The organism is Acinetobacter sp. YH12096 (assembly GCF_013419215.1).
Classification (GTDB): Bacteria; Pseudomonadota; Gammaproteobacteria; order Pseudomonadales; family Moraxellaceae; genus Acinetobacter; species Acinetobacter amyesii.
The window spans coordinates 43,485-58,247 of record NZ_VPAM01000010.1; the positions used below are offsets into that span (position 1 = coordinate 43,485).

Here is a 14,763-nt window from a genome sequence, read left to right on the forward strand (position 1 = left end):
GGGTATAGGTTTTATATTTTCTACATTCGGGTAAACTAACGCTAGTTTTTATTGGCCCTATTTTTGGAAGAATTAATTTGATTATTCGGCGTTATCTGGTCAAGCAAGTGGTGTCGACATCACTGGTTGTGATTGCCTTATTGACCTTGATCATGATGGGTGGTCGTTTGATCAAGTACTTTGGTGTGGCGGCTCAGGGCCGTTTAGATGCAAGTATTTTATTTAGCATCATTGGCTACCGTTTGCCTGAATTTTTAACCTTAATTCTTCCGCTCGGTTTCTTTATTGGTCTGATGTTGGTCTTTGGTCGTCTGTATGTCGATCATGAGATGGCTGTGCTCAATGGTAGCGGTGTCAGTCGAAATCAATTGTCACGTTTATTGGTGCCGATGACCGTGGTCTTTATGGCTGTTCAAGCATTTTTGATGCTGTGGGCGTCGCCTTGGGGCATCCGTCAGTTTGAAGCATTAACGACTTCACAAGCTGTACGAACAGGCTTTGACTTGGTTCGACCGAAAGAGTTTATTTCCTCTGGGCCCTATACTATTTATGCAGGCGACTTGTCAGAAGACCGTAAAAACTTAAAAGATATTTTCTTCTATCAACGTGCAGAAAAAGAGGGTAAACCCGATGTCATTATTTTGGCGAAAGAAGCCACGCGTGTTGAAGTGCCCGATGACAATGCCAATGTGGTTGACCTAGTTGAAGGTCGTCGTTACGAAATTTATCCGGGGCAACCGCGTTATTCTCAAGCAGAATTCCAAAGTTATCGTTTACGTTTAGAAAATGATAAAGAAGCAAAATTTGAAAGTACTGAAGTAGAAGCTTTACTAACCTCGAAGTTATGGGATAACCGTCATGATCCTGTGGTTGCCAGTGAACTTGGTTGGCGAATCTTTGTGCCGTTCGCTATTTTGGTGGCGTTATTACTCGCTACCGCTTTGTCTGAAGTGAGTCCTCGTCAAGGGCGTTACCTGAAACTGTTCCCAGCTTTACTTATTTTTGCCAGTTTAATCGTAGCCTTAATGGCGATCAAAACGCGGATCAGTAAAGATGAAATGGGCATCTGGGCTTATCCACTGGTCTTAGTGATTTACGGCATTGCAGCAGCATTGTTCTCGCGTAAACAAAAATTAGCGCCCAAAATTAAGAAACAAATTCAGCGAGTGAGGTCTTAAAATGTTGGCACGTCGTATAGTTGCAAAACATGTGACCAAAACTACTGCTTTAGCCATGCTTGGTGCGACCGCGGTATTGGCTGGCTTACAAGTGCTTTTTACTTATTTAGGTGAATTGGGCTCGCTGAAAGAAGGCTATAACGCATGGAATGCTTTGCAGTATGTGTTATGGAGTTCACCGAATTATTTATATGAAATTTTGCCGATTTCAGCCTTGATTGGTGCAGTACTGGGTTTAGGGACTCTAGCTTCAAACAGTGAATTGATTGTGATGCGTTCGGTCGGCATCAGCCTTTGGCGGATTGTGGGCTGGGTGATTCGTTCGGCACTCATTTTGGTGGTTTTATCCTTTGCATTAAGCGAATGGGTCATTCCCTATACCAATGAACAAGCCAAAAGCGTCAAAAGTCACCGCACTGCGGCTGAACTGGGCGAAGTCAAAGGCTATTGGTCACGTGAAGGCCAGCGCTTTATTTATATTGACTATGCCAATTCACAAGGTCAAATTAAAGATGTTCAGGTTGTTGATTTTGATGAAAAATATCGTTTGCGAGGCACTTTGGATGCGGAGCAAGGGAATTTTGTCAAAAATGGCTCTTGGACACTGCAAAATTCAACCCAAGTCGACCTATTAGCGACGGGTGATGCTGTAGCTAAGCAAAATGCTGAACAGCCGCTTTCATTGGCATTGCAACCTAAATATGTGCATATGGTTACCATTGACCCTGAAGATTTATCACCAAGTCAATTGGTGAGCTTTATGAGCTATATGCATGAATATAGCCAAGTCCCGAAAACTTACCAATTGGCGTTTTGGCAAAAGTTTGGTTCGCCCTTTGCTTTAATTGCCTTAGTGGTGATTGCGTGTTCATTTATTTTTGGACCTTTACGTCAACAGTCGATGGGTTTCCGCTTGGTGATTGCCTTATTTGCTGGACTGGGCTTTTACTACTTACAAGATTTCTTGGGTTATGCAAGTTTGGTGTACGCTCCATCGCCTGCATGGTTCGTCTTTATACCAATTATTTTGATGTTTGTAGCGGGTGGCTATCTGCTGCACCGCGCACGTTAAGTGCATGCAAGATTGAGTAAAACAATGTTGATGACCTAGATAAACCATGGTTGTCACATAGAGTCTTCACCGAAAATTCGGTAAGATAGTATGATTAATTTATAAACGAAAGAGTGTTCATTATGACGGATGCAACTGCTGGCAAAATCCCACACGTATTAGTAATTATGGATGGTGTGGGTCATCGCGAAGCGGTCGAGGACAATGCCTTTTTAGCAGCAAAACGACCAAACTTGACTGCAATGCAGGAAAAGCATCCGCATGGATTGATTTCAGGCTCTGGCGAAGACGTTGGTTTACCTGATGGTCAAATGGGTAACTCTGAAGTGGGCCACATGAACCTTGGTGCAGGACGTGTGCTGTATCAAGACTTTACTCGTATTACCAAAGATATTCGTACCGGTGCATTCTTTGAACATGATGTTTTAGTTGATGCGGTTGAAAAAGCCAAAGCTGCAAACCGTGCTGTACATATCATGGGCTTGTTGTCTGAAGGTGGCGTGCATTCACATGAAGATCACATTGTGGCGATGGCTGAATTGGCATTAAAACGCGGTGCAAAAGTTTATCTTCATGCATTCCTTGATGGTCGTGATACGCCACCAAAAAGCGCACAACCTTCGCTTGAAAAATTAGATGCGCTGTTTGCTCAGTATCCGGGTCAAGGTCGTATTGCCACCATGATTGGTCGTTACTTTGCAATGGATCGTGACAACCGTTGGGATCGTGTTGAGCAAGCCTATCGCCTATTAACTGAAGGTGAAGCAGTGCGTACAGCAGCGACTGCTGTTGAAGGTTTAGAGCTGGCTTATGCTGCTGAAGAATCAGATGAATTTGTAAAAGCGACGCGTATTGGTGATTTAGCACCGATCCAAGATGGTGATAGCGTTGTCTTCATGAACTTCCGTGCTGACCGTGCGCGTGAAATTACCAAAGCTTTTGTGGAAAAAGATTTTGCAGGTTTTGAACGTAAAGTGGTTCCTGCTTTATCAAAATTTGTCATGTTGACACGTTACCAAGCAACAATTGATGCACCTGTGGCTTATATGCCAGAAGCGTTGCATAACTCGATTGGTGAATACCTGTCTAATTTGGGTAAAACACAACTTCGTATTGCTGAAACTGAAAAATATGCACACGTGACCTTCTTCTTCAGTGGTGGTCGTGAAGATGAATATCCGGGTGAAAAACGTATTTTGATTCCATCACCAAACGTTGCGACTTATGATTTAAAACCAGAAATGAGTGCTTATGAAGTCACTGATGAATTGGTTGCCGCAATTAATTCAGGTGAGTACGATTTACTGGTTGTGAACTATGCCAATGGTGATATGGTTGGTCATACTGGTGTGTTTGATGCAGCAGTCAAAGCAGTTGAGGCCGTAGACACGTGCTTAGGTCGTGTATATGAAGCTGTGATGGCAAATAAAGGCCACATGCTAGTGACTGCCGATCATGGTAACGTAGAGCAAATGCAGGATTACCAAAGTGGTCAGGTGCATACTCAACATACCACTGAACTTGTGCCATTTATCTATGTTGGTCCGACCAATGCAACAATTGCAGAAGGTGGTGTTTTGGCTGACGTAGCGCCGACACTTTTAACTCTTATGCAGATTCCTGTACCAACAGAAATGCAAGGTCGTAACTTGATTACTCTTGAAGCTTAAAATGTAAGGAAGCATGAATGACTAAAGCACACTGGACGTCAGTTGTAAGCCTTACAGCCTTGCTGCTGTGTTCTAGTCATTCGACATGGGGAGCCGACAAAGCAAAGTCGGCTTTCGATGAATTTGATGGCAGCTATGAACAAAGTTATGCCGAAGTACCTGTCGAATCGATCCAACAATTTGTTCAAATCTATGGCATTGTCAAAGAAAATTATGTAGTTGAAAAAAATGACGATGCATTATTCCAACAAGCCATCAAAGGCATGGTCAGTGGTTTAGACCGTTATTCACGATATCTTTCACCTGAAGACTATAAGCAGCTTTTGCAATACACCGAAGGGGATATTGCGAGTGTCGATTTCAATTTGCGTTTTGATGCAGGTCTACAGCAATGGGTCATCACCAATTTAAAGCCTGATGCCGATTCAGCAAAGCTAGGTCTGAAAAATGGCGCGGCGGTGTTTAAAATTGATGATCAAGAACTCAAAAAACTCAATCAAGATCAAGTGCGACACTTACTCACCGGCAGTATCGGCTCGACGCTGAATCTACAGCTGATAACTGCAAGTCAACCGATCAATTTGGTCAGAAACACTAAAGTTGAAACAGATATAGAATCTAAATTATTAAATAATCAGGTTTTAGTATTACACGTTAAAGTTTTTCAACAAGATACTGCCAATGAAATAAAGCGTTTAATTGAAAGTCACGGTTCACGTGTCAAAGCCGTATTGTTTGATTTAAGAAATAACCCCGGTGGGTTACTGTCCGCAGCAGTAGAGTCTGCCGATTTATTTTTGAGTCAGGGCATTATTGTGTCGACTCGAAGTCGATCTGAGGGTGACCAACAATTTCAGGCTTTACCAAGTTTTGAATTTCAAAATATGAAAGTCGGCATCTTAATCAACAATCGTTCTGCTTCTGCCGCAGAGGTCTTTACCGCAGCCTTAAAAGAGCATAAACGTGCATGGGTAGCGGGTGAGAAAAGTTATGGTAAAGGTGTGGTTCAAAAGCTATTTCCATTGAGTAATGGTGCGGCTTTACAAATGACTGTGTCGCAATATCTGACACCGAATGGCAAAATGATTGAAGGAATTGGAGTGCAGCCAGACTATAACTATCCGCTGCAACATGATGCACGTGAAGATCACTATGTCGATCATGTTGCAGAGTTATTGCTGAATCAAAAATAAACAGCAATACGCTGGAAAACTTTTACTCTTCGTCTTCGGTATCTAAACCGAATTTTTTCAAACGATAGCGCAATGAACGGAATGACATGCCTAATTTTTTTGCGGCAAGGGTTCGGTTCCAGTGGGTGATGTTCAACGCATTCATGAGCACTTCTTTTTCGATATTTTCTAAAAAGAGCTCTAAGCCTTCTTCAGGTAGTTTGCGAGGGACCACACTCTGTTCGTTGCTGTTTGCAGCAAGCTGAGCAGAATCATTCGTTGTTGGAGCGGAATTGAACTGAGCACTCGGTTGTCTTAATGGCGCACTTTGCAGATGTTGAAGATCAATTTGCTCATCATCGCAGAGGGTCATGGCACGTTCGATAATATTGCGGAGTTCACGGACATTACCCGGATAATATTGGTTGAGTAGGAAGTTTTTCGCTCGTTCAGTCAGAGGCTTAGTGGCAATTTCCCATTCATGGCTAATTTTTTGAATAAAATGTTGTGCCAATAAGAGGATGTCGTCGCCACGTTCACGTAAGGCAGGCAACACTAAATCCATCACATGGATACGGAAGAATAAATCTTGGCGGAATCTACCTTGTTGGACGAGAGCTTCTAAGTCCTGATGACTGGCGCTGATCACACGGAAATCAACATCAATTTCACAGTCTGAACCTACGGGGCGAATACGTTTTTCCTGTACCGCACGTAGCAGTTTAACTTGCATGGCTAAAGGTAATTCGGCAATTTCATCCAGAAATAAGCTACCACCATGTGCAGATTGAATCAGACCTTGTTTGTCTTGGGTGGCACCACTAAAGCTGCCTTTTTTATGGCCAAAAAGTTCACTCTCCATTAACTCTGTGGGAATTGCCCCACAGTTAATAGCAATAAAGGGCCCTTCATTACGGTTGCTTAAACGGTGAACCAGATTGGCCACGACCTCTTTACCGGTACCAGATTCACCCGTAATAAAAACAGGTGCTTGTGAACGCGCAATTTTCTTTAGAGTTCGACGCAATTGCTGGATTGGGAGTGATTCACCAATCAACATTTTATGTTCTAAAGCATCTTGCGAAGTAATGTCTTCGGCCAAAGGCTTATTCAGGGCTTTTTGTAGCAGTTGTTCAAGATGTTTTGGATTGATCGGTTTGCTGACAAAATCGAAAGCTCCCGCCTTTAATGCGGCAATGGCAATGTCCATGTTGCCATAGGCTGTTAGCACAGCAACGGGTAGGGCAGGACAGTGTTCATTCATCCAATCTAAGAGCTGTAGACCATTACCATCCGGTAAGTTGAGATCGGTTAGGCAGGCATCGTAGCTATAGGTAGACAAGGCTTTTTTAGCTTCGTCGAGGCGATGTGCAACATGCGTTTTAACCCCCATCCTTGATAAAGACATCTGCATCAGCATACATAAGTCTTCTTCGTCATCAACTAACAATACCAGTGGTTGTGAATCCACAGTTTTCCCCTAAAAACAATTAAATAACAGCTTGTAAGCACTCAATCCTAAAGCAAGCTCCCTGTTTTTTTTCTACATAGGAAAGCTGTGCTTGATTCGCTTCACAGAAGCTATGAGCAAGATATAATCCTAAACCAGTTCCAGTAATTTCGGTACTAAAAAATGGTTGAAATAACTGTGCGCGGTTTTGTAAAGCAACCCCATGACCGAAATCTCGGACATCGATCTGGACTTTTTTCTGATCCGTACGCGCCACCACTTCGATATACGACATGTCCGGATTGTTATGGCGAATCGCATTACGAATTAGGTTGATTAAAATTTGTCTGAACTGTGCCTCATCAAAATCGATTAAAGTCTTGGCTTGTACATTGAGCCGAATGTTCTGTTGAATGTCTGCCAGATCTTCGTGCAGGAATAACGGTAAAAATTTTTCTAGATTCAGACGAGTCGGATGGGTTTCCTTATTGCGCACCATATTTAGGGTGTCTTGAATAATTCGGTCAATCCGCACCGCTTGACGTGAAATCATATGATTCAACATGTGCTGTTGTTCGGTATCACTTTGCGGATATAAATCATTGGCATGCACAATTGCGGCTAAAGGATTACGAATTTCATGTGCAATACTGGCGGAGAGTTGCCCTAAAGCGGCTAATTTTAGTTGTTGCACTTGCTGATTGAGTTTTTGTGCATCTTGTAAAATCAGCAAGGTCAGCATTTGATGCGGCACAACGAGTTTTTGTACGAGTACCTGAATGTGGTATTGGCTTTGTTGCGATTCAAATTGAAATTTTTCCCCGCTTTTTAAATCTTCAAACTTGAGTAATTCAAATAAGTCGGGCTGCGTGGTATACAGCGGATATTGGTCATGATGATAAGAATTTGGCATGCCGAGTAAATGGCAAGCAGCAGGATTACTCAGCACCACATGACAGTTTTCATCCAAAACCAAATAGCCCGTATCAATCTGTTCTAAAATATAGCGGTTAATGTTTTGTAGTCGATGTAGCTCTAAAGATTGCGAAAAATTCAGATTTTCTAATAACTGGAAACGTTTCACGGCAATTTGCGCACTGCCATACACTACACAAAATAAAAAAGCCAAAATCGCACTGTTGGTTAAATTTTTAAGTGAGGTAAATTCAAGAATTGAACCTAAAAACAGTTGATATACTACACAGATCACAGCGATGAGGGTGATGACCAAGGCTTTTTGGGCATCTAATAACAGGGATGCTGCAAAAATCGTAATCACAAACAGCAAACTCAAATGTAAATTGGGTCCATCGATGGCTAAGGTCAGTAAGCTCAGCGAAATCACATCTACGATGAATAACAGCAGTAGCTGGTTTGGGATCCGGACTTTGAAACGTCCAAGCGACATGAATTGAATGCTGGTAAACAGCAAATAAATCGTCAATACATATAGGTATAAACGTGGGTATTCATAATCTGAAGTGAATTGAGTGTAGGTCAGTAAAAAGACCAGTAACAGACAGGCACTGATGATAAAGCGATAAGCACTGTACCAAAGGCCCAAATGATACTGGTTCAATTCACTATGAATTGAACGCTGTGTCATAAGTAACTGGATGTACGTGGTGTTAAGGTTTGATTAACCCGTAGCGAATTGCCAAGTGAGTTAGTTTGACATCACTATCAATATTCAGTTTTTCAAAAATGCGGTAACGGTAGGTATTCACTGTTTTAACACTAACGAATAATTTATCAGAAATTTCTTGTGCACTTATACAATTGACCACCATCATGGCAACTTGCATTTCACGCTCAGACAGGGCGTCAAAAGGTGATTGTTGTGTATCAGACAAATATGAGCTGGCCAGTTGTTCCGCAATGTCTGCACTGAAATATTTGCCACCTTGCATCACTTTATTAATCGCACGGACCATTTCAGTAACTGGTGCACCTTTGGTGATATAGCCTTTGGCACCTGCTTTTAACAATAAAGACGGGTAGGGTTCTTCAGCAAGTCCACTGACTGCGAGGACTTTTGTATCTGGCGCTGTTTGGAGTAGGCGACGTGTGGTTTCTACCCCCCCGATCCCCGGCATATTGACATCTAATAAAACGACATTTGGATGGTGTTGGCGAACAAGTGTAATCGCATCTTCACCCGATTCGGCTTGTCCAATGACTTGGACATCTGCATGGTCTTCGAGCATACGGCAAATACCAGTACGGACTAATTCATGGTCATCTACCACCAAAACTGTAATCACCTACACTCTCCCTCAAATCAAAATCTGTTTTTTTTGTTACATAAAGCAAAATAAGCTTGCAATGAAACGACAAAATTAGCAATCCTATTCTTATATGAAATGAAAAACTTCATACACAATGTGTGAGCAAAAAATGTTCGTAGTTGTGACCAATGTACGGCATATTGCTGGTCTTGCGCAAATGTTTAGTATCCTGAGTTGAGTGAGCAATGGTGAAAAAATTAAATAAATCCTTCATGCACGTTTTGGGCATGTCAATTTTATTCAGTATGAGCAGTTTCAGTTCTGCTGAAATTGTGATGAATAGTGCTGCAAATCAGCAGTCAAATATTAGCTGGTCATCTGAAGATGCAAACCAGTTACTCAACGGTGACGTGTCTTATAGCGCTGAAGAGCCATCTCCTCAAGGGTCAACGAAAGTGACTACTTCTGTACGTAGTACAGGCGGTGTGGTACAGACAGCACCATCGAAAACGGTCCGTATCATTGATACCAATCAATACGCAGGTCAGCCTTCTGTAAATGCACGTGCGGCATTGGTTATGGATGGGCAAACTGGTGAAGTGCTATATAGCAAAAATAGCAATACCGCTTTACCGATTGCATCGATTACCAAACTCATGACAGCAGTAGTGATTTCAGATGCCCGATTAAACATGTCCGAAAAGATTACCTTACAACAGTCTGATTTCTCATGTTCAGGTTGTAAAAGCTCAAGTTCAACACTTCGTGCTGGCGACAGTATGAACCGTGCAGAAGCATTGCTGTTTGCTTTAATGAAGTCTGAAAATCCAGCGGCTTCGGCATTAGCACGTACTTATCCAGGTGGTCGTTCTGCATTTATTTCAGCGATGAATGCGAAAGCACGCTCATTGGGGATGAACTCGACTCATTATATGGAATCGACTGGCTTGCATCCAGGCAATGTTGCTTCGGCACGTGACTTAGGTATTTTGGTGAATACCGCTTCGCAGTATGGTTTGATTCGCCAATTTTCAACCACACCAAGTTATGACTTTAATTTGGGCTACCGCGTGTTGAAATCAAACAATACCAATGCTTTAGTACGTAATGGTGGTTGGAATATTAATATTTCAAAAACAGGATTTATTAATGAAGCAGGGCGCTGTGTTGTGATGCATACCACACTGAATAACCGTCCAGCGGTGGTGGTGTTATTGGGTGCGGATTCTTCAGTGGCACGAACCAATGATGCGACTCGTTTAATGAACTGGGCGAGCCAGTTACCAAAACGTATTTAACAAGATTTCAGATTTTTCATTCTTTCAGTATTTAGATTTACTCAACGTTTAAATGCTGAAGTGAATGCAAGATATAAAAAAAGCCCTGCAAGAGCAGGGCTTTTTTTTATTCAGTCAGCATATAAATTACATATTTGACAGAATTGAATCACGAACTTGATCCATAGTTGCATCAATCGACAACATTACGGCATCTTGGCATTGCTTGATGGCAGTGTCAGGATCTTTTAAACCGTTACCTGTTACAGTACATACGATCACAGAACCTTCAGCAATTTTACCTGCTTTGATGTCACGAATCGCGCCACCGATAGAAGCTGCAGAAGCAGGTTCTACGAATACACCTTCGTACATAGATAGTAGACGCTGTGCTTCTAAGATTTCAGCATCTTGCAGTTCGTCAAACCAACCTTCTGAGTCGCGGACTACGGCTTTAGCATGGTTCCAGCTTTGTGGATTACCAATACGGATCGCAGTTGCTACAGTTTCAGGGTTTTCTACAGGTGCGCCGCGTAGGAATGGTGCCGCGCCAGCAGCTTGGTAACCCACCATTGTTGGTAGACCCGCAGGTTTTGGACCTGTGAATTGATCAGTTTCAGGATCATAAACCACTTGTACAAATTCTTCTTTAGGCTGATTCGCCACAGCTTCGGTATAACCCATCCAATGTGCTGTGATGTTACCCGCATTACCTACAGGTAGGCAGTGGTAGTCTGGTGCACGACCTAATTCGTCAACGATTTCGTAAGCAATGGTTTTTTGACCTTGCAGACGGTATGGGTTGATTGAGTTTACAATCGTAACTGGTGCTTGATCCGCAACTTCTTTTACAAGACGCATACCGTCATCGAAGTTACCGTGGATTTGCATCGTTACCGCGCCATACATCATCGCTTGTGCCATTTTACCCATGGCAATTTTGCCTTCTGGGATTAACACGAATGCTTTAATACCCGCACGTGCAGCATACGCCGCTGCGGCAGCAGATGTATTACCTGTAGAGGCACAAATAATCGCTTTTGAGCCTGCTTCCACTGCTTTTGTTACGGCCATGGTCATACCACGGTCTTTAAATGAACCAGTCGGGTTTAAGCCCTCGTACTTCACATAAATTTCAACATTTTTGCCAATAATGCGTGGAATGTTCTCAAGCTTAATCAGTGGCGTATTACCTTCGCCCAAAGAAATTGCGCGAGTAGTTGCAGATACGGGTAAACGGTCGCGATAGCGGTCAACTAAACCAGTATAACGATTGGCATTAGACATGATGATGTTCCAATTGTGTGTAGAGCTTGGCGAGAGGAACTGAAATATTCCCCTCGACCCGATTAATTATCAAGCGATTCTAAACGAATTCGTACAATTTCGCCATGAATGACAGGCAATGCTTGAATTTGTTGAAGGGCTTCATCCATTTTAGATTCTTTGACTGGATCAGTCAGAATCACGATAGGAATAAGGTCTTTTAAGCGCGGCTGTTGCATGATCGCATCGATGCTGATTCCTGCACGGCTTAAAATCGTAGTGACATCAGCAAGAACGCCAGTTTGATCTTCGGCATTAATACGGATGTAGTATCCTGTGGTCATTTCTTCACGTGGAAGAATTGGTAAATCGGTCAGTGCTTCAAAAGCAAGCTGTGGAATTGTACCAGCGCCATCTTCGGTATATGAGATGTCACGGACAATATCGACAACGTCAGCAACCACCGCTGATGCTGTCGGGCCTGCACCTGCGCCTGCGCCATAGTAAAGCGTTGGACCAACAGCATTGGCTTGAACCAATACAGCATTTTTAACGCCATTTACATTGGCAATCAGTTGGTCTTCAGGGATCAGCGTTGGATGAACACGAAGCTCAATACCCGTTGCAGCACGACGTGCAATACCTAAATGTTTAATACGGAAACCAAGGTCTTCTGCATATTTGACATCTTGCGCAGTGACTTTGCTGATGCCTTCAGTGAAGACTTTGTTAAACTGGAGTGGGATACCAAAAGCAATAGAAGCCAACAATGTTAACTTGTGCGCTGCATCGATTCCTTCGACGTCGAAAGTTGGATCTGCTTCGGCATAACCGAGTTCTTGCGCTTCTTTGAGAACGTCTGCAAAGGCACGACCTTTTTCACGCATTTCAGTCAGGATAAAGTTACCTGTACCGTTAATAATACCTGCAAGCCAGTCAATTTTATTGGCTGCCAAACCCTCACGGAGGACTTTAATAATTGGGATACCGCCTGCGACAGCTGCTTCATAAGCAATCTGAACGTGATGATCATCGGCCAATTTAAATAATTCATTGCCGTGTTCAGCTAATAAAGCTTTGTTGGCTGTAACCACTTGTTTGCCATGAACGATTGCTTCACGAATCACTTCATACGCAGGGTGAATGCCGCCCATAACTTCAACCACAACGTCTACATCGGGTTGACGGACGATATCTAATAAATCAGCACTTTGCTTCACTGAAGCAGGTAGTTCTAAATCAGGACGAGGGCGACGCGTACCCACATGGGTAATTTCAATTTCACGACCGGTGCGACGTTTAATCTCAGCAGCATTTTCTTTTAGTAGTTTAAGGGCACCACCACCCACAGTACCAAGACCGAGGATTGCCAGACGAACTGGTTTCACGTCACACTCCATTTATTTCATCATTGCTTTAAGTGAGTTTAGATCATAGCTAAAAAAACGTTCGGACTCTAGGGTAGAAATCACTTTATTCCTACCCATAAAAAATATTCATTTAGCCTATAAAAATTAGTTATTTAAGCGCACTTTCAAGTTCGGAAGCCGACATGTAAGCACCGATGTGTTTGCCTTCTGCGTTATAGATCGCTGGCGTACCATTCACACCGATATTCAGACCCATTTCATACATGCTGCGCACTGGGTTTTTACATGATGCTGGCTCGATTTGCTCACCGGCAATGGCTTTATCAAATGCGGCACGACGGTCTTTACTACACCAGATATTTTCCATCATTGGCATGTGTTGTTCACCACGTGGCCAAGCGATGTAACGGACTTCAATGCCACGGGCATTAATATCATCCATTTGTTCATGTAACTTATGGCAATAAGGACAGCTGACATCGGTAAACACATAAACCACGTGTTTGGTTTTACCTTTGGCTTTATAAATCAGTAGGTCTTCAGTTTTTAATTGATCAAATAATTTTTTGTTGGCCTCTGCTTGTAGGGTATCGCCTACATTAAAGAGTTGTTTTTCACCTAAACGAACCACGTCGCCTTGGAAAATGTATTTACCATCTGCTGTAGCATAGACTGCAGGCATGCCTTCAAAGCTGACCCAAAACAAATTAGGAACTTCAGTCGCTTTCACCCCAGTGACTTTGGCATTGATATTGGCTTTTTGCAGATTGGATTGCAAAGTATCAATTAAACGCTGCTGAGCATTACGTTCAGATAAATTCGAAGCTTCACCAGTTGCAGGTGTACTTGCCGTTAATGTCGCGTCTTTCTTTTCGTCATTATTTGAATTAGAACAAGCCACTAACGCCATACTGGCAACAAGTGTCGATGCGAGAAAAATTTTTGAACGGGTAAATAACATAAACAACCCTTTTCTTTTAGCTTTATCAAACAGGTGAGTAAGCATAGCAAAAAATATCGGGCACAATAGAACTTCTTGGTCTGATATTTCCTGCCGTTAAGCTCTCGGATGATAGTCTGCATGTAATTTTTGCATACGAATCTGCGCGACATGGGTATAAATTTGCGTGGTAGACAAGTCACTGTGGCCGAGCAGCATCTGCACGACACGTAAGTCGGCACCGTGGTTGAGCAAATGCGTGGCAAAGGCGTGGCGTAAGGTATGTGGTGATAATTCGGCTTGAATGCCTGCAATGAGCGCATAGCGTTTAATCGCGTACCAAAAGTTTTGGCGACTCATCATTCCACCGAGTTGAGTGAGAAATAAAGCATCGGTTGCGCTTTTGTATAAGACGGGGCGTGATTCGGCTAAATATTTCTCGATCCATTCCACCGCCATTTGACCTAAAGGAACTAAGCGTTCTTTATTGCCTTTACCGGTAATTCGTAAATAGCCTTGTTTAAGATTGATCAGTTCTAATCTTAAATTTAATAACTCAGAGACACGTAAACCACAGGCATACAGCACTTCGAGCATGGCACGATCACGTAGACCCAATGCGGTGCTGAGGTCTGGGGCATTAATCAGGGCTTCAACATCTGCTTCAGATAAATCCTTTGGTAGGGCACGACCCAATTTGGGTGTTTTATGGATTGCAACAGGATTGTCACTGCGTATTTTTTGTTCACGCAAGAACTTGAAAAATGAACGCAGTGCAGAAAGTGAGCGGGCGATCGAGCGAGGGCTTTTTCCTTGTTTAGTCAGGCTGAGCAAGACATCTGAAATGTCGTCACTACTCCAATCTGTCATGATATGCGTATGACACTCACTGCATTGAATTAAATCAGATAAATATGCATTTCGAGTGTGTGGACTGACGGTTTGAGCAATTAAATCATCACGATATCCGTGTAAAAAACTGAGTGATTCTGGAATTTGGACTGGGGTTGGAATACGTGGTTTTTTATTTAACATGTGCCGCTCATTTTCGAAATTAAACCAAGAAATCACAATGGTTTAATGCAATGTAATTTAAAAAAATAGTCGTGTCGATGCTAGATTGTTAAATGAGAATTGAAA

12 protein-coding genes are annotated in these 14,763 nt (G+C 42.6%); 5 read left to right on the forward strand and 7 right to left on the reverse strand.

Features of this window, described 5'->3' with window-relative positions; all coding sequences use genetic code 11:
• Window positions 1-77: 77 nt before the first annotated feature.
• The 4 genes from lptF (at window position 78) to FTU36_RS06250 (ending at window position 5,113) form a co-directional block, all read left to right on the forward strand.
• Window positions 78-1,178, forward strand: coding sequence for an LPS export ABC transporter permease LptF (gene lptF / locus FTU36_RS06235; RefSeq protein ID WP_180008067.1), 1,101 nt, complete (start codon window positions 78-80; stop codon window positions 1,176-1,178).
• Window position 1,179: 1 nt separating this feature from the next.
• Window positions 1,180-2,250: an LPS export ABC transporter permease LptG gene (gene lptG, locus FTU36_RS06240; protein WP_168378229.1), complete on the forward strand. Its 1,071-nt coding sequence runs from the start codon at window positions 1,180-1,182 to the stop codon at window positions 2,248-2,250.
• Window positions 2,251-2,372: 122 nt separating this feature from the next.
• A complete protein-coding gene (gene gpmI / locus FTU36_RS06245; protein WP_180004699.1) occupies window positions 2,373-3,920 on the forward strand; it encodes a 2,3-bisphosphoglycerate-independent phosphoglycerate mutase in 1,548 nt (515 codons plus the stop codon).
• Between the two features lie 17 nt (window positions 3,921-3,937).
• Complete coding sequence (locus FTU36_RS06250) at window positions 3,938-5,113, forward strand: S41 family peptidase (protein ID WP_180117116.1); 1,176 nt, start codon at window positions 3,938-3,940, stop codon at window positions 5,111-5,113.
• Window positions 5,114-5,135: 22 nt separating this feature from the next.
• On the opposite strand, the gene FTU36_RS06255 is transcribed toward FTU36_RS06250, so the two are convergent.
• From FTU36_RS06255 to FTU36_RS06265, 3 genes are read right to left on the reverse strand one after another with little or no spacing between them, the layout of a single operon-like run.
• Window positions 5,136-6,563, reverse strand: a complete 1,428-nt coding sequence (locus FTU36_RS06255; RefSeq protein ID WP_180117118.1) for a sigma-54 dependent transcriptional regulator — start codon at window positions 6,561-6,563, stop codon at window positions 5,136-5,138.
• Window positions 6,564-6,582: 19 nt separating this feature from the next.
• On the reverse strand, window positions 6,583-8,148 hold the full coding sequence (locus tag FTU36_RS06260) for a PAS domain-containing sensor histidine kinase (RefSeq protein WP_180117120.1): 1,566 nt from the start codon (window positions 8,146-8,148) through the stop codon (window positions 6,583-6,585).
• 22 nt (window positions 8,149-8,170) lie between these two features.
• Window positions 8,171-8,806 (reverse strand): response regulator, encoded by a 636-nt coding sequence (locus FTU36_RS06265; RefSeq protein WP_078189449.1) that lies wholly within the window; start codon window positions 8,804-8,806, stop codon window positions 8,171-8,173.
• Between the two features lie 212 nt (window positions 8,807-9,018).
• Here FTU36_RS06265 and FTU36_RS06270 point away from each other — a divergent pair, with 212 nt between their 5' ends.
• Window positions 9,019-10,068, forward strand: a complete 1,050-nt coding sequence (locus FTU36_RS06270) for a serine hydrolase (protein ID WP_180004717.1) — start codon at window positions 9,019-9,021, stop codon at window positions 10,066-10,068.
• A gap of 126 nt (window positions 10,069-10,194) precedes the next feature.
• Here the strand turns inward: FTU36_RS06270 and thrC are convergent, their stop codons facing one another.
• The 4 genes from thrC to xerD form a co-directional block, all read right to left on the reverse strand.
• The gene (thrC, locus tag FTU36_RS06275) at window positions 10,195-11,334 is read right to left on the reverse strand and encodes a threonine synthase (RefSeq protein WP_078189447.1); all 1,140 of its coding nucleotides are present in this window, start codon (window positions 11,332-11,334) and stop codon (window positions 10,195-10,197) included.
• A gap of 62 nt (window positions 11,335-11,396) precedes the next feature.
• Window positions 11,397-12,701 carry a homoserine dehydrogenase gene (locus FTU36_RS06280; protein WP_180008061.1) on the reverse strand — a complete coding sequence of 435 codons (1,305 nt, stop codon included), beginning with the start codon at window positions 12,699-12,701 and terminating at the stop codon, window positions 11,397-11,399.
• Window positions 12,702-12,831: 130 nt separating this feature from the next.
• Window positions 12,832-13,644, reverse strand: a complete 813-nt coding sequence (locus FTU36_RS06285) for a DsbC family protein (RefSeq protein WP_180008060.1) — start codon at window positions 13,642-13,644, stop codon at window positions 12,832-12,834.
• A gap of 96 nt (window positions 13,645-13,740) precedes the next feature.
• Window positions 13,741-14,658, reverse strand: coding sequence for a site-specific tyrosine recombinase XerD (xerD, locus tag FTU36_RS06290; RefSeq protein ID WP_180117122.1), 918 nt, complete (start codon window positions 14,656-14,658; stop codon window positions 13,741-13,743).
• Between the last annotated feature and the right edge of the window lie 105 nt (window positions 14,659-14,763).

Coding starts and splice junctions, on each gene's coding strand:
- lptG (WP_168378229.1), top strand. CDS start 1,180: ATGTTGGCACGTCGTATAGTTGCAAAACATGTGACCAAAACTACTGCT.
- gpmI (WP_180004699.1), top strand. CDS start 2,373: ATGACGGATGCAACTGCTGGCAAAATCCCACACGTATTAGTAATTATG.
- FTU36_RS06250 (WP_180117116.1), top strand. CDS start 3,938: ATGACTAAAGCACACTGGACGTCAGTTGTAAGCCTTACAGCCTTGCTG.
- FTU36_RS06260 (WP_180117120.1), bottom strand. CDS start 8,148: ATGACACAGCGTTCAATTCATAGTGAATTGAACCAGTATCATTTGGGC.
- thrC (WP_078189447.1), bottom strand. CDS start 11,334: ATGTCTAATGCCAATCGTTATACTGGTTTAGTTGACCGCTATCGCGAC.
- FTU36_RS06285 (WP_180008060.1), bottom strand. CDS start 13,644: ATGTTATTTACCCGTTCAAAAATTTTTCTCGCATCGACACTTGTTGCC.
- xerD (WP_180117122.1), bottom strand. CDS start 14,658: ATGTTAAATAAAAAACCACGTATTCCAACCCCAGTCCAAATTCCAGAA.